This is a genomic window from Candidatus Bathyarchaeia archaeon (assembly GCA_035935655.1).
Classification (GTDB): Archaea; Thermoproteota; Bathyarchaeia; order 40CM-2-53-6; family 40CM-2-53-6; genus 40CM-2-53-6.
The window spans coordinates 1-19,321 of sequence record DASYWW010000037.1 but is presented as its reverse complement, the minus strand read 5'-3'; the positions used below and the strand labels follow the sequence as shown (position 1 = coordinate 19,321).

Here is a 19,321-nt window from a genome sequence, read left to right as displayed (position 1 = left end):
TTGCAAATCCGCAAGAACAAATTCGACACCAGAATGATTACTCTAACGGCATCCCTTACTGCGCTCTACGTTATTCCAAGAACCCTGTTTCTTGATCGGCTTATTGGGGTAAGCGGCGCTATCACGTTCAGCGGAGTCATAACGCCGGTTCTCGGCGTCTTTCTCGCTCCATCCTACGGAATATTTGCAGTCTTTATCGGGACGATGATCGCAGCCTTCATTCCGGGATCAGCTGGGGCCCTGAAATTCGGAGGACTCGATTTCCTAGGTGGTGCGTTGAACGTTGCCGCGATCAGTCTTCTCGTGCGCGGCAGAAGATCCGAGGCAGCCCTAATGTACGTTGCGACCTTGGGTCTCTTTGTCATCAATCCAAATACGGAGATATTTGTCGGGTCGAACTTTCCAAACCTCCCTGTTCCATTCCAGTGGCTTCGTCTTCCAAGTCCGCCGATTCCATATCTCTGGCTTCACTTAGTCGCTCTAGCCGTGCTGGTATCTCCGCTTACTCGAAACTTGGGCGATAGGTTCAGCTTCGGTTCGCGTAGAGACCTGGCGAAAGCAGTGTTGGTAGCGGCTTTCATCGGGACGATGCTCGAACACGTGACTGGAGGAATTCTCTTTGCTAGCCTCTTGGGAAGCGTCGCTTTGCGCTCCTGGCCGTTTATCTTTCTCGTTTATCCGTTCGAACGAGCGGTAATTGTCCTCGGGGCCGTTCTTGTTTGTACTCCATTGTTGCTTGCTACTAGGGTCTACGGATCGAGATTCGGCTTGCAAGAATTATTACGGCGCTCCGCGAAGACCACTCGCTCAGGAAGCTAAGACTTCCAGCTTCCGTTCTCTCCTCGACGTTCTCTTGTTGTCGTTCATCCTACGTTGTCTTGGAGACGTTCTCTTCGCATTTAGCTTCTGTGAGCGAAGTGCTTCCTGTTTGACTAGTTCAGAGAACTTGTCCGCCCCCGTTGCGATGGACGCGAGGGCTAGGCTTGTGGTCTTGGCGGCAACGGTTCCAAAGGCTGCCGCCAGTTTCAGTCCCGACGCGAATGCTGTGAGGGCGAGATCCTCTGCAGCTTTGATCGAGTCTTTTGTCGGGAAGTTCTCCTGGTTACCCTGAGAAAGGCTGTTTGATCTTGCTCGTGTCTTCGTTGCGACCTTGCGTGGCTTTCTCGGTGCCAAAAGACAGTCGCAACCCAACTTGGTTTTCGTTCTTATTTAAGATGCAGCAGTCAAGGTACCGATTTGCTAATCTAAGTCACACGTAGGGGTCTGCGAGAAGGACGAAACGATGAGACGCGAGTACCTCGCGATTGCGATATTGACGATTGGCCTCATCGGCATAGTTGGAATTGTATGGTACCAGAGTATTCCCAGGCCAAACGGGGTCTCAACCACATACTCGACTGAATACCTCTTGACCAAGAACGGCAACCATACACAGATGCAAGCCTCATACAGCAACGGGGCTGTGACCACTGAACAGTTGAACTGGCTGAATTTCGACAACAAGACCGCCGTCTACAATTACTTCCGGTGCACTCCCTCAATGCCAGGCTGCACTGTCGAAGGCTGCCCTTTCACGGTTCTCACAAATACTGTCTCAGAGTATCGAGTCAAGATTGTTTGCAAGCCAGGCGACTAGCCGCTCTTGCTACAGTCGGGATCGACAGCGGGAGACTTCCGTTCGATAGCCGCGGATGGGCAGAAACGAAACGGTACATTCGAGTCTCGTCGTGGGTAACAGATCAAAGATTAGCTCTAAAACGGAAGTTGCGGGGTTGAAACATGGCGTCGGATACTAAGAGTAGAGAGTCGTGGGAGCAAGACGAATCCGTAAGAGAAATTGCCAGGAATATCGCCCTGTCGAACCCGCTAAGATTATCAAGGGTCTTCCGGTTCAATGATTCGCAGACGGGAGCCCCGCAAATCTCGGACTTTCCTGATTCCAATCCGACTGGGGATACTCCTCTGGAGATACGGATGAAACACTTTACCGAGATCGAGAACTTCACATTCCTCGCGCACGTTCTCGGACACGAGCTTGGCGGGACAACTCCCAGACCGATTCGGACTGTAATGGATCTTCAGGTTCCCGATGAGGAGTTCCAGAACTTTGTCAATACGGCGAGAGCTGCTATGGTGACAGATGAGGAGCTAGCGGATTCAACCTTGGATGTTGGGATAAACTGGGAGCATTTCGTTGCCTCGAACGACAATCTCCTTCTTCCTGATCATCCGCTGAAGATCAGCGATGTCTTGATGCAGGAGAAGATTGACTCCCTTGACGTCATCACTGAAGCGTTTGTCCGGGAGATCAACTTCCGAAGTATCGAGAAGGCAACGGGATCCCAGCCAGGAACGAAGACTCGGAAGACCCGCGGATCAACTCAGGATTCCAGCTAGCCTAGTTAGAGCTTCTATCTGCTTGCTTATCTCGTTCGGGCGATTCTATCGGTAGACTTGGCCCGGGGACGTTTTAGACTAATCAGAAAACCCCACAGTATGAGGATAGCACCGATAATGAAAGCTGGAATGATGCTCCAGAGCGAAAAAACCAGGAGGAACCAAATTGTTACTCCCAGGTCACGCAACGGACCCGGCCAGCTGAAAAACAGGTCTCCCGAACGAAGCACGGCGAGGACTAAGCCTCCCCACCCTGTCAACGCGAAACCGATTAGAATGAGTTGAGTGGACTCGTTCAACGGATTAGTCCACCAAGTGACAGGCGCTGTCGGTAAGATGTAGTCGAGGGATCCCCTGTGGACTCTCACGTGGTTTTGATACTATTCGTGAAAATGGAGTAAAATTAAGTACCCGTACTCTCAACTCAGAGTACAACAAACGGAGTTTGATGTGGAAGAATGGCGATACCGAAACCTGCGTCAACTATGGAATCGGAAATCTTCGATCTCTTCAAGGAAAACGATCCGTCCGGAGCGTACATTAACGGTCTGAAAGACTATGTTGGGAAGATCTTCATTCCTTCGAAGAGGAATCTCGAGAGGTTTTCTCGACGTGTAGACGAGCTGCGTTTGAAGGCTGAGAACAAGTCCCAGCTGAAAGTTCTGGACGCGCTTGCCGCATGGTATGGTCTAGCGGAACCTCACATGATTCCAGAGTCCGTGTTAAACGCCTACTTCGGTTACTTGATCAAGGAGGGTATTGTTGATAGTCACATGAAGGCTCTAACTCGAAACGCGATCAGAGCCGTACAGGCAGGGACTGTGGAAGTTGCAGGTCGAAACTGGCCCACGGGTCTCCGTCTTCTCACACTGATAAGAACCGAAGGTCTACAAGAAATTATCAAAACGATCAAGAAAGAGACCCAGGATAAGCAGCTGAAGGAGAGTCTCGATGGTCTTTCTGAAGCGAACAGAAAGTTTGTTTCCATCTTCCGTGTCAAGGGTTTCAAGAACCAGGGTTTTGACGAAGTCTACAAGATCATCAAAAAGCAGGGTGCGGATCTTGGCCGCAAAGAGATCTACGCGCAAGCGCTTCAACGTCTCTGGGACTATTCGGAATCGCCTGTCGAGCTTGAGGAGAAGGGTCTCAAGTATCTAGATCGAGAATTACCGAAGTTCCAGCGGATGACTGCTAGGCTGGCGAAGAAGTACGGTGTTTCAGCGAAGGCGGAGGCGGTTTCGAAGGTCATTAAGGAAAAGAGAGCTGTCAAGGTTAACGAGATTATTCCGTATCTTGCTGATCTTCGAAGAAGAGTGGTGAGGGTTGCGAACAAGAGTATTGTCAAGGTAAATCCGCATTATGATGCGCGAGTTATGGAGACGCCGTCGTATCTGACGGCGATATTTCCGAGCGGTGGAGCATTCTTCTTCGACACTTTCACGGAAAAGCCACAGCAGGTGTTCATCTGTACGACTGATCCGCGTCGCGATCCGAGCACAGCTCCGGGCGAGTTGCTCAACCTACTTGTGCATGAGGAGTATGGGCACTGTGTTCACGCGTCAAACTCGTCTGTTGGATATGGGGCGAAGCCGACCTTGGTGGATATGCTCTGGTCGCCTCTCGGAGGCGCGATTTCGGAGGGAATCTCCTTCCAGAGAGAGGTTGAGTTCCAGGATGTGATGGAGAAGCTCAAGACGAGAAAGGGCTTGAATTCGGATGAGAAGAGTTTGGTGAACTTCTACGAGAAGCACGGCGGATTCGACGAGATTGCGGAAGAGTACCAGTTCTATACATGGATGTGGCGTATTGTGCGGTTCTTGCGCATTATCGGTGATGCTAGGATTAATTCTGGGAAGCAGAGTCTTGTGGATTTCATTGATTGGGCAAACAAGAAGACGGGCCTGTCAAAGAGTATGGTCTACCACCAGCTGTTCCCAGCGCACCAAGGAAACGGGCCAGGATACGCGTCCACATACGCGATCGTTGGTGAGAGTATCCGGGAGATTCAGAATAGGGCTGTTCGGAATGGTAAGAAGCTCTTGGATTTCAACACGTACGCGTGCAGTATGGGCTTCCCGGCACGGACAATATTCGAAGACCGACTCAGGACTTTCTCTGCAAAATAGTCGATCCGTCAAGGGTAGTGGCCTCAGCGCCCCTTTCTAGGAACCTTGCTCACGGGCAATTGAGCGCGTTGCTCTTTGATGCCGGACCTTGCCCTTTCCAGCAGCTCCCTTGTTTCATTGTCTAGCTCGGCCAGCTCGTCGCTGGTCATCAGCCTAAACTCGTACGGGAGCTCTACTAGAACAAGCGGGGAGGTACAGCCAATGCAAATTGCGGTGTCTCCGACACGAAGGCCTTCTTGGAGGCCGACCGTAGCGTGCAGCTCAAACTGCTTGCCGCACGATGGACAATGACCCATAATCGCACTCCTCTATGTGCTTGGAACGCTCGACTGTAAGTGGTGAAGCCTTACTACTTTTGAGTTTCGGAAATCCGCGTTCTCAGTCTCCCCGACAAACCGGGACCACGAAGGAAGAAGGGCTAGGGGGGCCGGCTGAACGTGGAATTCTCATCGTTTTCACGAAGGGCGCAGCGCGGAAAAGACGGACCCCTAGGGGGGTCACATCTTAGTTAGCAGAAAAAAATAGCTACATGAAAGGAATAATTGCGCCAAAGAAAAGTTAGGGAAAAGAACGCTATTTTGGTCCGAGGAAGCCGACGCATTTCAAGCCGTCGATCTTCAGGTTGAGACTGGATGGGGCGGTAAAGGAGCCGTATCGTTTTGATAGGTTGACCGCCTCAATGGAGGAGTGAACAGGATTGAACTTTCCTAGAATCTCAGTCCTAGATTCGAGAGTCTATCGGCGTTCATTATTTGCACGTGGGTGATATTCGGGGTGCGGGCGGCAGCGCCCATATTAAGTCTCTATCTTCCGTGCTTTGCGTGCTAGAGCCTTGATCAGGGCTGGTAATGCGTGGGTGACTTGGAATTGAAGATGAAAGGTCTCCCTCTTAATCTGAATTCGTATGAGGCTCCTGAAGTATTGACGAACAAACATTTTCAGGAATACAAAATGCCTGAATTCGAAAGAATCTACCTCCCGGAAAGCATGGAACCTTTTACAAATCTCAATCTCATTGGGACGAAAGAATTTCTCGTAGACGACAACAGAGGAGCAGTCTCTACCTCACCCATCTCGACAATGGACGGGACCGACTTCTACCTCTCCGTAAAGGGTGTAGGATCGACAACTAATCCATTTTCTCAGCAACTATTCGCCAAAACTGAAATCTCGAACATGTTGAAGGATTCCGCGATAAGAGAGCGAATTGTGAGCGCGGAGGAAAGGGTTCCCCGATACATTACTGGGGAATTATGGCTTAGAGGATCTCCTTATGGCGGTCAGGGCCTCCAGCACGCGACTACAGCGATGAAGGTATCGGAGATGGCCGATCTTACATCGATTCATGGATTCCGAATCGCGCCGCTTGTGAAGATAGCATTCCTGCCTGAAAATCTAGAAAATGAGGTCAAGAAACTGTACTGGTATCGGAGGTTCAGGGGTAGGATTGTACAGGAAACAAGACTGGTCCCCTCAAACGTTAGGATCTACTTCCACTCAGGCAGCACCATTGGCGGCAACATAGGTGCAATCTTCGACCTCTTCCGGATAGACACCGACGACAAAGCGCTAAGATTTCTGTCGAACTTTGTCAAGAGCGGTATCGCATATCTGACCTTGTTCGTTAGAACGATAACAGAGAACAAGGATGAAAGGTACAGTGGGTTCGATTTCTATGACGTCTGGCTGGACAAGGATGCCGTTCTAGCTCCAGACGGTACAATCTATTTTGTCGATCTTGAGGGCTTGGAATGGGTAACCGTTCCGAAAGGTCGTATCCGAGAAAAAATACATGATCAGATATACCGATCTCTTTACGAGTTCATGTACGCCTATGAACAGATAGAGCGTGAACGGTCGAAACGGTTCGGGAATACTCCAGACAGGAAAATACAGTTCGAATATCTTCTTAAACAGGCACTCGTGGACGACGAAGCCGTCACAGTCGCACGTAAGCGAGACAGTCTTGAATTGGTCGTGGGGAATATTCTAGACGACAAGAGTATTATTGAAAACTTTCCCATTATTGACTGGTGATGACCGATAAAGTGTAATGATACTCGGACATTTTTCAGCCAGATATCAAGCAAGTCAGCTCCGATGCAGATTTCACCAGGAGATTTGAACTGGCTCTCTAGCAATGGATACGTTACAGCGATCCCGAAAAGTGACTATGATCAGGCCCAAGCTGAGGTTTCCACTCTGTCACAGATGGATCAAAACTTAGCGAATGAGATGATGGCTGATAGAGCTGCCCGTGATGCGTTGCGCCAGGACACGAAGAAGACGCATTCGATAATGTTTCATTTCAAGGGTGGCGAGGAAAAGGATGCCGAACGTCAGAAGGTTCAGCAAGACTGGCAAGAAGTACTCAAGGACGAAACTGAAATCACCGCGACAGGTTCTAGAATAAAGGAACTGATCCTGAAAAAATCAACCATGGACCGAATGGTACCATATGATGGTCAATACGTGTCACTAACAGGCCCCGGCGTAATCGCGCTAAGTGATCTGAATATTCGAAATTATCGCGTTATGGACGATCAGTTCCCAGACTTCATCGCTGAGATGAAAGCTACTGCGGGTCAATTACAGTCGATAGCGAACCAGGCAAACTCATACGAGTACGGTCTCAAGCAAAATATCTTCCAGAAGGTTCCAATGGCTGACTTCACACAGGTATGGAATGTAGCCATTGGATTAGCAAAACTCCAGGGAGACCCCAATCAGATCAGTCAACGATTCCTGCTAGCACTCGATGTTGTTCGTCATTTCAAGAGTACCAGTGACAACAAGATTATGGTAGCAGAGATCATGACATCGCTCAGACCTATGGACAACCCATCCTTCTCGACGGACAATAATTCTGATCTACAGAACCTGTCGCAGTCGTTGAAGACATTGGATGATCAGCTGAGACATCACGCTCATGTTCCGAAACAATTGTCCGCCGGGGTTGCGGCCACGATAATGTACGGGAGAAAGTTTGATGGGACCTTTCCAACTGACAGGTTTGTGCAGTTCTCGAAAATGACCAAGTCATTCGAGTCGGCTGCGATATTGTCCGTGATGAATGTCCGAACCGACCAGTTAGCCGCTCAGTTTCAATCTTATCGGAATATGTTCACCCTGTGGGGTTTTAGACAATCTGAAGACACAGAACTTGCAAGCGCTTACTTGGCGTTGTCCGGCCTGGGCCCGGACGAAGTTCGGACTAAGCTGTCGATTATTGTTGAAGGAATGAGAAGTTATCTACAATATCCCTTGGTCGCGGCTGCAATACTGACATCGATACCAACACTGGAAGCCAATGAACTTCTTGACTTGACGGAAAGAGCCTATTCATTACTGGCACTCAAAGCACCAGGTCTAGACCGGTCTGAACTACTATCCCTCTCAATACGTATGATTCACGGTGTCAAAAACGAATTGGTGAAGCAATTGAATCCAACCGCCAGACTAGCAAACACTCCAATACAGTTTACAAACGCACCAATCGCCCCATTTTTCCTATGGTATGCACCCCTTATCATCGTACACGGATCATACTATAGCACATTCAGCGGGATTGGCGGTGTGCATCCGGCGCATGTGCATGGATATGGTGGCGGTGGCTTCGGAGGCTAAGAAATGAAATCTAAATTATTCGCACTGCTGATCATCATAACTTCACTATCCCTAGTCCTCACCGCAATTCCTGTCCACGCGAACTATGCTCCGAAACAGGGAGACTATTTCACGTATCGTGAGACTATTGATGTTAACAACGGTCAAGGACCGATCTATACCGGCTACACCGATCACCAGGATGTTGATGGCACAGAAAAAATGAATACTGTTTATTCAAACGGAACAGTGGCATCTCATTACAACTACGCATGGACTTTCCACGATAACCAGGGCACACCAACGAAAACTGGAAGTTCAGCCGGGAATTTCACCTGGTCATCTTCGAGTTTCTACTATGTGAAGGGGAATGATAGTCAGATCGGATATGTGAGTCCCCTCCACGTCTGGTACTACATGGACAGCAGTCAGTCTCTAGGCGCGACTTTCTATTTGTTGAATACCCAGATGAGTATCCTCAACAAGAATTACAGTTACCAACTGCCTTCACAAAACAGGTATGTACAATCAATCCAGGCTCAGGGCAAAAACAGCTACTTCCGAAATGACTCTTATGGAAAATTCACCGCCAGCTATACGTGGACTACATATTTTGATCCAGTCACTGGATACGTTATCGGATACAGTTGGGTAGAACAGGACAGTGATTCTTCCGGGAACAGTTTCACCTACGCTGAAAACCTGTACGTTACAACAACCAGTTATTCATTGGCCACTGGTACAGCGCCACCTCCCGACCTAACGTCGTTATTGTATCTCATTGTTGGAGTAGTAGTGGTCGCTCTCATAATCATCATTCTAGTTGTAGCTGCAATATACATCAGGAGAAGGAGTCGGATGCCAGAACACTCGTATGATTATTCTCGTGTCCCTGCACCGTACACTCCACCTGCACCGCAGTCTATCGATCTAGAACCAAAACAGCAGCCAGCTCAACAAGTTGTGATTCGAGAAGTGGCAAAGGTCAAGTGCAAATATTGTGGGGCACTGGTTGACTCTACTGCGCTGGTTTGTCCCGTGTGTGGTGGCCCGACAACCTGACGCGGCAAATCGAGTCTACGTCGAATCAGAAATTATTCTGGGGCCTTGCCATCGTGTTCGTGGCGTTCGGTGGCTGGGTCCTGAAGTACTGGTAGACTTGCCCGGACGGTTTCATGCCTCCTTTCACAGAGGTCTTTGACGATTGAAGATTGTTCGCAGAAATCTCGCTGAACGCCGACCGAGCCCCTTTGGACTTCAACCACAAGAGCCGCGCGAACAGAATATCCAAGCCAACGCCCATATTTCTGAATCGGGGCTTCACGAACAGAGAATGCAATCTTCCAATCCCATTTACAAACGACAGCCATCCTACTCCGGCAATCTCATCTCCAAGCCGGACAGTAACGCACTGGTCCTTGTTGTTTAGCGCAACCTCGACCCATTTCGGGTTGATCTTGGGATCAGTTGAGAACATGAACTGTCTTATCTCATCGATCTTGTCTTTGTCAGCGACCGTGACTACGTGACTGAACGTGTGATCTAGCGAGCTGTTTTTCAGATCTATCGTGTAGATGTCGAAGGTTTCTTTCGGACGCTCAGTTGGTAGTTCAGCGTAGATCGATTTGAGCGATCTCAGCTTGTAGAAGTAATCGAATACCTCTCTTGAGCGTGTGAAAACGGATCCATCCTTTTCGTAACCATCGTACAGGAAGATGCCTGAAAGGTCACCGGCGGACGTTCTGGAGACATGGACCTCTCCCGCAATCTCAATAGTCTCCTTTACCCAGTATTCAAGATAAGGATCAAAGAATGAGAGGCTACTTGCGGAACGGAGTCCGATGTCAGACACCTTCCGTACTTTCGAAACCTTGATCTCGCTCGATGCTTTCATACTTGGATTTAGGAAATAGAGAGTTCGCTTGACAATAAGTGTTCGGAGTTCCCGCCCGATTCTTGTACTATCGCGATCCGACTCAGTCCTTAGAAAGACAACCTGACCACTCGGAGTAAGGTACTGAAGTCTTAGGTGGTCATATCCATGGCAGAATCGGAAGATACAGACATTATTCCTGCACCGAGCAGTATCGTTCGCGCACCATCGGAGATCACTACTGTAAATTCGTCTCTTGCCAAGTCTGTTGTCCCGAGTGCGGATCTGCTGGCGAAGGTTACCTACTGGAAGCTCGACCTGGACACTATTCTAGATGGTCTGATTCCTGATCCTCTTCCGGACTCGATCGGCAAGGATAATGCTATTCATCATTTGAACATCATAATTTTCGGGAAACCGAATACTGGAAAGACTACTCTGGCTGAGTCGATTGCTCAGGCTCTAGCGAAGAGGTACGGTCAAGGGAACGTGAAGGCTTTACGATCAACAAGAGATCTTCCAGCGCTCTTCCAGAATCTTGACAAGTTGTTCAAGCGGTTCCGAAAGCCGCCGAAGGCGATTCTGTTGTTTGCTGATGATATGACGAAGGCGGTGAAGAAGCTTTCGGGGACTGTTGCGGTGAAGGATACGAGTGGGCATTCGGAGAAGATGAGGAAGGTCGATTATTGGTTGGATAAGTGGTATGATATCAGAGGCGAACTCTACAAGCGTGGGATGCGCCAGGGACTTGTGATTATGGTCGCGGCTCTCCACCGGTTCTATGGTGGGGATATTGATTTGCGGGCTGATGCGGACCTGGTTCTTGTCAGAAGTACGGGAACGCCAGGCACGTTTGACGCGAATAAGGTCGAGAAGATGCTTGGCCCGGTTGTCTACTATGCTATGCGGCAGCACGAGGTGGATGCTCTAAGAGACCGGAAGGAGCTTGCGTGGACCGCGTACGTGGCGAAGACGGGCTCAGGGGTCTTCCGTGTCCCACGACCAGCGATCACAAGTAAACGATTCTTGCAGAACGTGGGGTCCAGTGAAGCGTCTGAGGAAACCGTTACCGAGATAGTTGAGCCTAGCAGGAAATCAGCGGCTGAGCCTGCGAAAAAGGCGAGCGTGGAAGACGTCCTCCGGTCTAAGCCTCATCGGGGCAAATGGGGTCGGCGGTTCGTTGTGGCCACGGGCGTCTTGGCGGTACTTTACTTGGCCTGGAACTATCTCTGGCCTCTTCTCCCGAAGTAGAAGCGGACGAACCGCTCTTGCGGGGCGAGGGTTGATCGCTAAGACCCCCCTTTTCCTGGAAACGGTTTCCTGTCCGGCAGTGATAATGGGCGAAATAGGCGATTCCGGGCACAATCCAGGCTGAGATGGCATCGGAAGTATCCCGGACGAACCCGAACGAATTTGCCGACATTGACCCGAGGCTTCCCAGAATCCTAATCAGGGCTGATAATGGGTGATTTTTCGGGTCCTCTACCAATATAGCCTGGTTTTGCACATTCTATTGTCCATGGATGAGGAGATCAGTATCGCTAGGCTAAGGGCGGAGCCGGTTGCCCGGCGCGCAGGACTAATGGTCCGTGTCCAATCCGTAATCATCCTCCTCCTGACCCTCTGGATGGCTGAACAGTACAACACCAACCAGTACTTCCAAGACTGGGCGACTAGGTACCTGGGAATGCTCGGTTTCATGTTAGGCGGGAGCCTCGTGGCGTTGTATGCGGGAGTATTGATCGCGGTCTGTCTCCGCCGGCCTATGCCACCCGTGAACCGTCGGCAGGCGACGGAACAGGGGCTCATTGTGGCAGACATGCTGACCGAATGATAGGGGTCTTCGAACTCACGATTTCATGATGGACATGTAAGGCCGGGAGCAACCGAAAGTTGACAACCAAATGGGCAACCAACAAGGCGACAGAGCCAATTCTAGAAATGCTAAATAGCGGGCTGGGGCCGCGGCAACTTTCGATTATTCGTTGTCGTCACAGAAAACAGAGAATATCAAAATAACTGTCCGGCCTGCTAGCACTCTGTATCAGGCCTCTGGTAGGATTCAGGAGGGTACGTTTCGTGGTCGGTGGCATTTTTCCTTCGACACCTACAATAGTCCGCAGTACAACGGTTTTGGAAACCTCCGTGTTCTAAACGATGATACGTTGAGTCCTGGTGCTGTTTGGCCTCTTCATCCTCATACTCAGAACGAGGTCGTGACATATGTCGTTGAGGGAGAGTTCCGTCATGAAGACGAGCGTGGCAAGGGCGGCGTTCTCCACAACGGAGGAGTACAACACACTACCGTCGGCCGCGGAATGTATCACTCAGAGATCAATAATCGAAGAGACATTCCCATGCGTTTCATCCAGATATGGTATTATCCCGAAATGCTCAACATGACACCTTCCGTGGAACAACAAGAGGTAGATCGATCAGAAAGAACCAACCAATGGTTACCGTTAGTAGCCTATAAGAATCCCGAGACTCTACCGCTCCGAGCTGACGGAGCAGTTCTTTCTTCCTTTCTCCAGCCCGGACACAAAATCAACTGCCAGGTAAGAGAAGATTATGGGTTATACCTCTACGTTCTGGAAGGTGGACCCGTCAGCGTCAACGACCGGCTTCTGCCAGAATTCAACGCCACACAAATAACCGGAGAGGGAATCGTCGCGACCACAGCAGAGAAAGAAGCGGAGCTATTGTTACTAGAGGTCAACTTGACGAAAGGATGGCCTACGCACTAAGCTATTGATCTAGGTCCACGAGATCGAGCCTGGGAACGATTTTGGCGTAACCTGGGTATTTGCCATAAATATGGTGCCTTCCTGAATACTACCTAGTATCAAATGTGTGAGTAGGATTGGCTCGCGGGCGTGGGGTTTCTCTCTTGATGGTCGGAATACTTCTGGGTGAGTTTGGCTACCTCATCATCAATACCGATACCTCTCCCCTCCGGCTGGATGTCAGCTAGGCGGTAAGTACGTCGGGTCTTCCAGGTGCGGCGTCTCACTCCCAATCGTGTACGGCATTTTATTGGTGTTCCTGGGGTTGGTAACGATCGTGGCAACTGTTGCACTGGCTCGAAAGGGCAAACGAACAGCCTTCGGCTAACGAATGTCTCGTGTTCAGCTTGAACGCGATAGTGGTTTTGAGGTCAACCTGAACAAGTGCCGGCCGACACGCTAAGATGTCGACGCCTAGTCCTCTACGCTACCGTTCCGGTTCTTGACTGGGACGTCCCACCACAGAATCGATTAGGCCTCGAATGTACTGGGGACCTTTCGTTCCTACTGTTTTATCAGTTTGGTCAAGAAGTCTCTTGATCACGTCGCGATAGGGTTCGCGTCTGTGCACCTTCAACCTGTCCAGTCTAATCTTGTCCGCAACCGCGATCATAATGGTGGTCTCGTCCGACTTGTCTCGAACACTATCGCCCTTCTGCAATGCTGGTCCTCCTTACTAGTTGCGAGTTGCTATAGACACTTATAAGTCGTTATAACGACAGCGATTGTTTATCTATTAATCCACGACCAGATCCAAAACAGATCAAATCTTGGTTGTCGACATTGTACTGAAACGCGAACCTGCCCACAACGTCGTATCAAAAACGTACACTGGGCCCTACACTGGAGATAACATGCTTCGTCCAGAGTTCGACTATCTTTCGAAATGGCTGGACAGCAAGGATGCCAGAACTGGTAAGTGGTTCAGAATTGAACTAGACAAGTACGAGGTAGGCGCACCGTCGAACGTTCAACGTCAATGGTGGGCTTGCATTGAACTCAAACAGAAGCCTCGCAGCAAAACTCCATCCGACATCGAAGTCAAAACCCTCCCATCGTTGCATGTCGCAAGCGTAACATTTGATCCCAAGCAATTTTCAGATCGGCTAGTCTATCACGGCCTAGAGTGTTGGCTGGACTGGAGGACAAAGTTCGGCGAATACGAAGAAGCCGGACCTACTAGGGAGATTTACACAGGAAATCCTTGGACAGACAAGAAAGCTCAGAAACATATCGAACTCCAAGTTCCAATCAGAAAACTCTCCCCGACATCAAAAAGGAGGAAGTAGAAAATGATCGTCCACATCATGAGACACGCGCCCATCGAATTTGGCAAGGATTTGCCCAAAGTAGCAGATCGGCATATTACTCCCGAAGGCAGGAAATGGGCTCGCAATGTTGTCCGTATTGCTAAGAACGAATTGGGTCTGAATCCGGACTGGATTATTTCCAGTCCATTATTGAGGGCGAAAGAGACGGCTGAGATTGCCGCAGAGGAATTCAACAAGCCGTCAAAACTTGTCTACGACGATTGTCTGCTGGGAGAACGCGAAGTCAACGAAACATATGAGCGCTTGCGTAAATTGGACAAGACTGACAGCGTACTGCTCGTATCACATCAGCCGCTGTTACGAAACCTGATCGCTGACCTGTTAGGCGCCAAATCCAAAGTGGGCCTTTACAGCGGTGCAATTGCATGCGTACAATGCGACACGTATCCAAAACAAGGCAAAGGCATCTTGTTATGGCTGCTACCACCTAGCAACAACTTCAACGGCAAGAAATGGATCACGTAAAAAAATGTCCCAGACCACGCTTCTAACAACAAGAAACCATCCTGACAGTATGGACTACTCAGAATTTCTGCCGCTTCTAGGCAATCGTGCGCGTCCCGAACCCAGATGGATTGAAGCTTTGACTGGCGTGGGTTCGGACGAGGTAGCACATGTTCTCGATGAAATGCGTGACAATCTCGCAAGAGAACGGACGATCCGTGATACCATGATCGAGACCGGGCGAACCTACTATGCACAGTTCCCGGCCCCTCTCGAATTATACGGGATCACAAGGATCCTGAACCCTGACCATATTGTAGAAAGCGGCGTCTCCTCCGGCATATCATCCGCCCATTTTCTCCTGGCCCTAAAGAGAAACAGGAAAGGAACCTTACACTCGATCGATTATCCAACATACAGTTCGAAACCGAAACGATCGAAAGCCGATATTTCATGGACCATTCCATATGGAAGAGACTCCGGATGGGCTGTACCAATAGATCTTAGGAAACGATGGGATTTGCGCAAGGGACGAAGCGAAGAGTTGCTCGAAGATCTGCTCGGCAAGATCAAGACTGTTGATATTTTCTGTCACGACAGTCCGTGGACATCGAAACACTTGGAATATGAATTGAAAACTGTCCAGCCACACTTGCGATCCGGCTCCATAGTTATCGCAGACAACAGCTCATACAACCCAAATGCCGTCGAGAAACTAGCAGCGGCATTTTCCGCTAGGGTCTTTCATCGACGGGGTTCGGATCTTATCGGCATCCGGGTCCCATAATCGGAAAATACTCGCGGTAGATCGACAGAAATAGTGGCTCTTTACAGGCGCGTCGCAATATCGACAGGCTGTACTATTCTTGCACGGTTAAGGCTTGGAATCTTATTGTGGCCGCATTCCTTCTTGAAACCATTTGACGAGTGAAACTTGGTTCGTGTTCTCATATTTTTCGACAGTAACAACGCCTCGCTCGGATAATGCTGCGACTACTCTGTGCGTCTTCAAACGTGATAAGCCTGTTTCTTTCGTGATGTACTTCTGCAGGTAAGTGCCGCCGTGGGCGTCCAACACTTTTACAACGCTAATCTCCTCTGGCTTGAGAGTTCTCAACACTATCGACGCGTTCTCCTTTCCATTGTTGCTTGATGCGTAATAGTTCTTCATCTCGGGTAGCACTAGGAAGTAGATGACCCCGACCATGCTTGCAAGAACTGTGCTGAGAAACAAAAGGGAGGAGAATAGTACTAAGAATGGAAAAGTGGCTGGGAAGCCGTTCGAGAGAAGCTGGCCGAGCACCACCAAGGGCGGCTCGGTAGGAGCGAGGAATAGGGCGAGGACGTAAATGGAGACTGCAAGTCCTCCGGTCGCGGATACGAGCATTATCAGGAGGATCTTTAGCTTCTCCAATTCGACGCCTCACCCTTCCTATTGCTGTTCCTCTTATCCCGTTTGCACACTGCGTTCTGGATTCAACCGACTCTAGTGCTCTGGTTGTGGCAGCGGTGGTGGTTTCCATCTCAGGATCATTATTGCGCCGACAATTCCGAGAACGGCCCCAACGATGAATCCCCCGAAGCCGAAGAAGCTCAGGATGGAAAAGACCAGTATGAAGATGCCCCATGTCTGTCGTTGAGACGGCATGAAACGCAGCATTATGGCCGATAAGAGGACGATAATGCCACAGACCAGACCGAAGGCTGAGAGTGCGCCGACAAATCCAGACGCTATGTTGCCTGGGCTGCCAGTATAGCCTCGTGGCGGTGTGAAATTCGTATAGTTGAGATGTGGCAGGATCACTATGGAGACGGTCAAGAGAATTATGTCCACCAGCACTATCAAAGCGCCACCTATCAGAGCCAGTATTGAGGGAACGTTCGGATATTCGAGAGCGGTTTTTTGAGTCATTTCTATTTTCTACCTCCAGCAGTACATTGTCGGTCACAGGGGAAATACGTTCCATGAAACGATATTGATACAGCCATCCAGAGTGCCGAAACGATTCTGATACAACCAAAACAAGGGCGCACCAGCATCATGAGCCTCTAGAAGAGGCCAAAGGCGGCTTCAACGACCCTCAGATCCGAGAGTGTTATCCGTCATACCTCGGAATTTCTAGTTACGGCAAGGGCTTGCTAGTCGGGGGAGTTTCACGATTCCTGGCCTTGTTCTTGGAGCTTTCTCAGGAAGAAAGTCCAGCCTTCTACGTGTTCATCCCTTGTCTTTTTCGCTTCCGAGTTCTTCGAATAGCCTTCGTGATGAAGGGTGAGTCTTGTCCCCCCGTTCGGCATTGAGTGGAAGAGTAGTGTGACCCTGGTTACGTCAACGGATTCATGGTCCCACTTCCACGTGAAGCCAAGCGCCTTCCCCCTGTCGAACATGGTGAACTTGCCCCGAAGATGCCAATCTTGTTGGGGCCAGGAGAAATGATAGGCCCCGCCTACCTTGGGCTGCAACTCCGCCGCGGGAGGCCACCATTTCTTGAGCAGATCAGTACTTGTCCAATAGTCGAAGAGCAGGGCCGGGCTCAGATAGGGAAAATCTGCCAAGATGGTAATTCTGTCTGTGGCCGTTTCGACCAGTTCCAACTTGGGCCTGCTCGTTGCCATGTTGAGAAATCGCCTTACCCGTATGCTTGAGAACTGGTTTTCATTTTGAGGATTTCTTAGCAGGGCTCGATATTGCTAGGCGGTAGCCATCAGGGTCTGTGAAGCGTGCCTCTCGTTCCCCCCAGGAATCCTTGGGTTTCTCGCTGAACCTTATCCCTCGTCTCCTGAGCATCCGGTACCAATATTCAACGTTATCGACTTCAAACTCAAGCCCGGCTGTTTGGTCCCTAGTCCGCGCCCGACGAGCGCCCCGCCGAGACGGGTACAGGCCTATCTGAAGCTTGTTCGGAGTAATAACGGCAAGGTATTGGGGAGAAAAGTCATACAGTACGCTAAACCCCAGCTTCTTTGTGTAGAATTCCCTAGATCGTTCTATATCCTTCACTTGCAACAGCACCTGGTGCAAGCGTAACCCAGCCTTCCCAGGATGCATGACCGATCATCTACCCCAGAAGTATTATGATTTGCTCGCTTCGAACATACCGATGTTGAAGAGGCAAGGGTGTGGGGGTAGGCTCTGAACATCTTTTACTGCGAGGAAATGGATCCCCGTGGAGGAAGCGTTAAGAATATCTGGACTGTCGCGTTGCGACTCGTGGCCGCTCAATGGCTGATCGTTCCTTAGGGCGTGTCGCCTATCTTCTTATTTTGTTGGGGGATTTATCATGATAGTGCTCTGCCTGGGAAGCGTTATCGGAACATCGATCGCCAATTTCTCGTTGTTAACCGCTTTCGGTCTGCAAAATGGGGTCATCCAGATCATCCTCGGCGCGGTCGCACTCGTCGGCGCAAAGAAAGCCGGCCAGATCGAATGGGCTATCGTACTGATCGTAATCGGCTTGATCGGAGGAGGGGCGGGAGGAATACTTGTGCTGCTGGGTGGAATAATCAGTCTCGTCATAAAATATGCGTAAGATGACCGTCCTCATCATCAGAGGAAAAACCATATCCGTCGGCAAGCCAAGGTCAAACGAGGTCACACGATTTTTTCGGGCATGGATCTGCCTAATCTTCCCATAGTTGCTAGTCCATTAGCTGAGCCCAGTTCTGAGCTGAAAGTTTCGGCCAAAGGGGCCAAGCGAGGCCTCTATAGCGTTATTCTGCGGGTCTTCCTTTCGGACCTGCGTTCAAGCTTGGGAAGTCTTACTTCGAGAATGCCTTCAGCCATCTTTGCTGATACTTTTTCTGTATCCACGCTTTCGGCGAAGCCTATGTTTCGGCGGAATGTTGAGAAGGCTCTTTCCCTATGAAGGTAGGTTTTTCCTTCTTCCTCAGTTTCCACGTTGGATTCAGCAGCCAACGACAACTCGTTTGTCCCAACTTGAATGTTCAGGGTTTCCTTCTTCAACCCTGGGAGCTCTGCTTTCACGACATATTCGTTGTCGGAGTCGATAACATCAACGTAAGGTATTCGCGTCGGGAGTTCATATTCGACTGGCCATTCGAATCCCCGGAAGGGGTCCCAGGGGATTAGGGTCATTGTGTCTAACATCTTGTCGACTGAATGAGTAAAACTCGATGGAGCTTCTTTGGCGGCAAGCGCAGGCTTATTCGCCTTCGTAACCGCTTTTGATACTCCTTTCTTTTTGGACATGAGAGCCATGGTCATTGGGAAGACACCCTAATTGCCGGCTCCCGGCAGGTGCTCAGCGGTCCGGGGAATCGGTTTCAGAGTCATCTTGAGCTGATGGGCCTCTCTTTGAAAAGTGGGGATTCGATCGTGAAGTAGTCCGGGGGTAGCCGTCGACCAGACGTAGGTGGGGAATTTCATATTGGTTAGCATTGTTGTCATTCCTATTTTTGTTACTACACTGTAATAGCTGTTACTTGCTTATAAGGACTGTCATTCTCGACCAAGCCAAACGCTGCATCAGGAGAGTGAGAGCTTGAACCAGGTTTTGTCAGTCCACAAGAGCGAGGTCAGCGTCCCGGAACCAGCACGCAAATCCTGACCGGGAACCCTCCACTGACCAACCACACTCTATCGTAATTTTTCTCTTTCCCGTAACTACTTTTTCTGCTAAGTAAAATGCGACCCCCCTAGGGGCCGGTTTTTCGCGCACCTCGCCCTTCGTGAAACGCTGACGAAACACGTTTAGCCGTCCGAGCTGGGTCCCTTCTTCCTTCGTGGCCCCACCCAGGCTC

Annotated in this window: 25 protein-coding genes; 14 read left to right on the top strand and 11 right to left on the bottom strand. The window is 50.0% G+C overall.

All coding sequences use genetic code 11. From position 1 onward, the window contains the following. Positions 1-819: a hypothetical protein gene (locus VGS11_05385; GenBank protein ID HEV2119520.1), complete on the top strand. Its 819-nt coding sequence runs from the start codon at positions 1-3 to the stop codon at positions 817-819. Here the strand turns inward: VGS11_05385 and VGS11_05380 are convergent. Continuing rightward, positions 808-1,173, bottom strand: a complete 366-nt coding sequence (locus VGS11_05380; protein HEV2119519.1) for a hypothetical protein — start codon at positions 1,171-1,173, stop codon at positions 808-810. The two genes, VGS11_05385 and VGS11_05380, sit on opposite strands and share 12 nt — an antisense overlap. 109 nt (positions 1,174-1,282) lie before the next feature. On the opposite strand from VGS11_05380, the gene VGS11_05375 reads away from it, so the two are divergent. Together VGS11_05375 and VGS11_05370 are read left to right on the top strand one after the other, a co-directional pair. Continuing rightward, positions 1,283-1,636, top strand: coding sequence for a hypothetical protein (locus VGS11_05375; protein ID HEV2119518.1), 354 nt, complete (start codon positions 1,283-1,285; stop codon positions 1,634-1,636). A 143-nt stretch (positions 1,637-1,779) separates the two neighbouring features. Next, the gene (locus tag VGS11_05370; protein ID HEV2119517.1) at positions 1,780-2,397 is read left to right on the top strand and encodes a hypothetical protein; all 618 of its coding nucleotides are present in this window, start codon (positions 1,780-1,782) and stop codon (positions 2,395-2,397) included. A gap of 26 nt (positions 2,398-2,423) precedes the next feature. Here VGS11_05370 and VGS11_05365 read toward each other — a convergent pair whose 3' ends face one another. Further along, a complete protein-coding gene (locus VGS11_05365; protein ID HEV2119516.1) occupies positions 2,424-2,765 on the bottom strand; it encodes a hypothetical protein in 342 nt (113 codons plus the stop codon). A 117-nt stretch (positions 2,766-2,882) separates the two neighbouring features. Here VGS11_05365 and VGS11_05360 point away from each other — a divergent pair, with 117 nt between their 5' ends. Next, entirely contained in the window at positions 2,883-4,523 is a 1,641-nt protein-coding gene (locus VGS11_05360; GenBank protein HEV2119515.1) for a hypothetical protein, read from the top strand. A gap of 23 nt (positions 4,524-4,546) precedes the next feature. Here the strand turns inward: VGS11_05360 and VGS11_05355 are convergent, their stop codons facing one another. Then, complete coding sequence (locus VGS11_05355) at positions 4,547-4,819, bottom strand: hypothetical protein (protein HEV2119514.1); 273 nt, start codon at positions 4,817-4,819, stop codon at positions 4,547-4,549. Between the two features lie 655 nt (positions 4,820-5,474). Between VGS11_05355 and VGS11_05350 the strand changes: the two genes are divergently transcribed. From VGS11_05350 to VGS11_05340, 3 genes are all read left to right on the top strand, one after another. Then, a complete protein-coding gene (locus tag VGS11_05350; GenBank protein ID HEV2119513.1) occupies positions 5,475-6,560 on the top strand; it encodes a hypothetical protein in 1,086 nt (361 codons plus the stop codon). Between the two features lie 63 nt (positions 6,561-6,623). Beyond that, on the top strand, positions 6,624-8,150 hold the full coding sequence (locus VGS11_05345) for a hypothetical protein (GenBank protein ID HEV2119512.1): 1,527 nt from the start codon (positions 6,624-6,626) through the stop codon (positions 8,148-8,150). A gap of 3 nt (positions 8,151-8,153) precedes the next feature. Continuing rightward, positions 8,154-9,191 carry a zinc ribbon domain-containing protein gene (locus tag VGS11_05340; protein ID HEV2119511.1) on the top strand — a complete coding sequence of 346 codons (1,038 nt, stop codon included), beginning with the start codon at positions 8,154-8,156 and terminating at the stop codon, positions 9,189-9,191. Between the two features lie 25 nt (positions 9,192-9,216). Here the strand turns inward: VGS11_05340 and VGS11_05335 are convergent, their stop codons facing one another. Further along, positions 9,217-10,023, bottom strand: coding sequence for a GNAT family N-acetyltransferase (locus tag VGS11_05335; protein ID HEV2119510.1), 807 nt, complete (start codon positions 10,021-10,023; stop codon positions 9,217-9,219). A gap of 147 nt (positions 10,024-10,170) precedes the next feature. Between VGS11_05335 and VGS11_05330 the strand changes: the two genes are divergently transcribed. From VGS11_05330 to VGS11_05320, 3 genes are all read left to right on the top strand, one after another. Beyond that, complete coding sequence (locus tag VGS11_05330) at positions 10,171-11,253, top strand: AAA family ATPase (GenBank protein ID HEV2119509.1); 1,083 nt, start codon at positions 10,171-10,173, stop codon at positions 11,251-11,253. A gap of 268 nt (positions 11,254-11,521) precedes the next feature. Continuing rightward, the gene (locus VGS11_05325; GenBank protein HEV2119508.1) at positions 11,522-11,836 is read left to right on the top strand and encodes a hypothetical protein; all 315 of its coding nucleotides are present in this window, start codon (positions 11,522-11,524) and stop codon (positions 11,834-11,836) included. A 151-nt stretch (positions 11,837-11,987) separates the two neighbouring features. Then, positions 11,988-12,749, top strand: coding sequence for a pirin family protein (locus tag VGS11_05320; GenBank protein ID HEV2119507.1), 762 nt, complete (start codon positions 11,988-11,990; stop codon positions 12,747-12,749). Positions 12,750-13,215: 466 nt separating this feature from the next. On the opposite strand, the gene VGS11_05315 is transcribed toward VGS11_05320, so the two are convergent. Beyond that, a complete protein-coding gene (locus VGS11_05315) occupies positions 13,216-13,449 on the bottom strand; it encodes a hypothetical protein (protein ID HEV2119506.1) in 234 nt (77 codons plus the stop codon). A 109-nt stretch (positions 13,450-13,558) separates the two neighbouring features. Between VGS11_05315 and VGS11_05310 the strand changes: the two genes are divergently transcribed. The 3 genes from VGS11_05310 to VGS11_05300 are packed head-to-tail and all read left to right on the top strand — an operon-like array spanning position 13,559 to position 15,350. Then, positions 13,559-14,077, top strand: coding sequence for a GyrI-like domain-containing protein (locus tag VGS11_05310; GenBank protein HEV2119505.1), 519 nt, complete (start codon positions 13,559-13,561; stop codon positions 14,075-14,077). Positions 14,078-14,080: 3 nt separating this feature from the next. Further along, complete coding sequence (locus tag VGS11_05305; protein ID HEV2119504.1) at positions 14,081-14,584, top strand: histidine phosphatase family protein; 504 nt, start codon at positions 14,081-14,083, stop codon at positions 14,582-14,584. A 4-nt stretch (positions 14,585-14,588) separates the two neighbouring features. Further along, entirely contained in the window at positions 14,589-15,350 is a 762-nt protein-coding gene (locus VGS11_05300; GenBank protein HEV2119503.1) for a class I SAM-dependent methyltransferase, read from the top strand. A 102-nt stretch (positions 15,351-15,452) separates the two neighbouring features. Here VGS11_05300 and VGS11_05295 read toward each other — a convergent pair whose 3' ends face one another. The 4 genes from VGS11_05295 to VGS11_05280 all read right to left on the bottom strand — a co-directional run bounded on the left by VGS11_05295 (position 15,453) and on the right by VGS11_05280 (position 17,609). Next, positions 15,453-15,977 (bottom strand): hypothetical protein, encoded by a 525-nt coding sequence (locus VGS11_05295; protein HEV2119502.1) that lies wholly within the window; start codon positions 15,975-15,977, stop codon positions 15,453-15,455. Positions 15,978-16,049: 72 nt separating this feature from the next. Beyond that, complete coding sequence (locus VGS11_05290) at positions 16,050-16,475, bottom strand: DUF6114 domain-containing protein (GenBank protein HEV2119501.1); 426 nt, start codon at positions 16,473-16,475, stop codon at positions 16,050-16,052. Between the two features lie 242 nt (positions 16,476-16,717). Beyond that, positions 16,718-17,176, bottom strand: coding sequence for an SRPBCC domain-containing protein (locus VGS11_05285; GenBank protein ID HEV2119500.1), 459 nt, complete (start codon positions 17,174-17,176; stop codon positions 16,718-16,720). A gap of 40 nt (positions 17,177-17,216) precedes the next feature. Then, positions 17,217-17,609: a VOC family protein gene (locus VGS11_05280; protein ID HEV2119499.1), complete on the bottom strand. Its 393-nt coding sequence runs from the start codon at positions 17,607-17,609 to the stop codon at positions 17,217-17,219. Positions 17,610-17,841: 232 nt separating this feature from the next. Here VGS11_05280 and VGS11_05275 point away from each other — a divergent pair, with 232 nt between their 5' ends. After that, positions 17,842-18,090 (top strand): hypothetical protein, encoded by a 249-nt coding sequence (locus tag VGS11_05275; protein ID HEV2119498.1) that lies wholly within the window; start codon positions 17,842-17,844, stop codon positions 18,088-18,090. A gap of 173 nt (positions 18,091-18,263) precedes the next feature. Here the strand turns inward: VGS11_05275 and VGS11_05270 are convergent, their stop codons facing one another. Both VGS11_05270 and VGS11_05265 read right to left on the bottom strand, forming a co-directional pair. After that, positions 18,264-18,785 carry an Hsp20/alpha crystallin family protein gene (locus tag VGS11_05270; protein HEV2119497.1) on the bottom strand — a complete coding sequence of 174 codons (522 nt, stop codon included), beginning with the start codon at positions 18,783-18,785 and terminating at the stop codon, positions 18,264-18,266. Positions 18,786-19,077: 292 nt separating this feature from the next. After that, a partial coding sequence (locus VGS11_05265; protein HEV2119496.1) for a hypothetical protein occupies positions 19,078-19,321 on the bottom strand: 244 nt, incomplete at its 5' end.

What these genes read in the sequence shown, in the direction of transcription:
- VGS11_05325 (HEV2119508.1), top strand. Translation starts at nt 11,522, where the DNA reads ATGGATGAGGAGATCAGTATCGCTAGGCTAAGGGCGGAGCCGGTTGCC.
- VGS11_05350 (HEV2119513.1), top strand. Translation starts at nt 5,475, where the DNA reads ATGCCTGAATTCGAAAGAATCTACCTCCCGGAAAGCATGGAACCTTTT.
- VGS11_05340 (HEV2119511.1), top strand. Translation starts at nt 8,154, where the DNA reads ATGAAATCTAAATTATTCGCACTGCTGATCATCATAACTTCACTATCC.
- VGS11_05285 (HEV2119500.1), bottom strand. Translation starts at nt 17,176, where the DNA reads ATGGCAACGAGCAGGCCCAAGTTGGAACTGGTCGAAACGGCCACAGAC.
- VGS11_05305 (HEV2119504.1), top strand. Translation starts at nt 14,081, where the DNA reads ATGATCGTCCACATCATGAGACACGCGCCCATCGAATTTGGCAAGGAT.
- VGS11_05355 (HEV2119514.1), bottom strand. Translation starts at nt 4,819, where the DNA reads ATGGGTCATTGTCCATCGTGCGGCAAGCAGTTTGAGCTGCACGCTACG.
- VGS11_05375 (HEV2119518.1), top strand. Translation starts at nt 1,283, where the DNA reads ATGAGACGCGAGTACCTCGCGATTGCGATATTGACGATTGGCCTCATC.
- VGS11_05300 (HEV2119503.1), top strand. Translation starts at nt 14,589, where the DNA reads ATGTCCCAGACCACGCTTCTAACAACAAGAAACCATCCTGACAGTATG.
- VGS11_05290 (HEV2119501.1), bottom strand. Translation starts at nt 16,475, where the DNA reads ATGACTCAAAAAACCGCTCTCGAATATCCGAACGTTCCCTCAATACTG.
- VGS11_05280 (HEV2119499.1), bottom strand. Translation starts at nt 17,609, where the DNA reads ATGCATCCTGGGAAGGCTGGGTTACGCTTGCACCAGGTGCTGTTGCAA.
- VGS11_05275 (HEV2119498.1), top strand. Translation starts at nt 17,842, where the DNA reads ATGATAGTGCTCTGCCTGGGAAGCGTTATCGGAACATCGATCGCCAAT.
- VGS11_05345 (HEV2119512.1), top strand. Translation starts at nt 6,624, where the DNA reads ATGCAGATTTCACCAGGAGATTTGAACTGGCTCTCTAGCAATGGATAC.
- VGS11_05270 (HEV2119497.1), bottom strand. Translation starts at nt 18,785, where the DNA reads ATGACCATGGCTCTCATGTCCAAAAAGAAAGGAGTATCAAAAGCGGTT.
- VGS11_05330 (HEV2119509.1), top strand. Translation starts at nt 10,171, where the DNA reads ATGGCAGAATCGGAAGATACAGACATTATTCCTGCACCGAGCAGTATC.
- VGS11_05360 (HEV2119515.1), top strand. Translation starts at nt 2,883, where the DNA reads ATGGAATCGGAAATCTTCGATCTCTTCAAGGAAAACGATCCGTCCGGA.
- VGS11_05335 (HEV2119510.1), bottom strand. Translation starts at nt 10,023, where the DNA reads ATGAAAGCATCGAGCGAGATCAAGGTTTCGAAAGTACGGAAGGTGTCT.
- VGS11_05370 (HEV2119517.1), top strand. Translation starts at nt 1,780, where the DNA reads ATGGCGTCGGATACTAAGAGTAGAGAGTCGTGGGAGCAAGACGAATCC.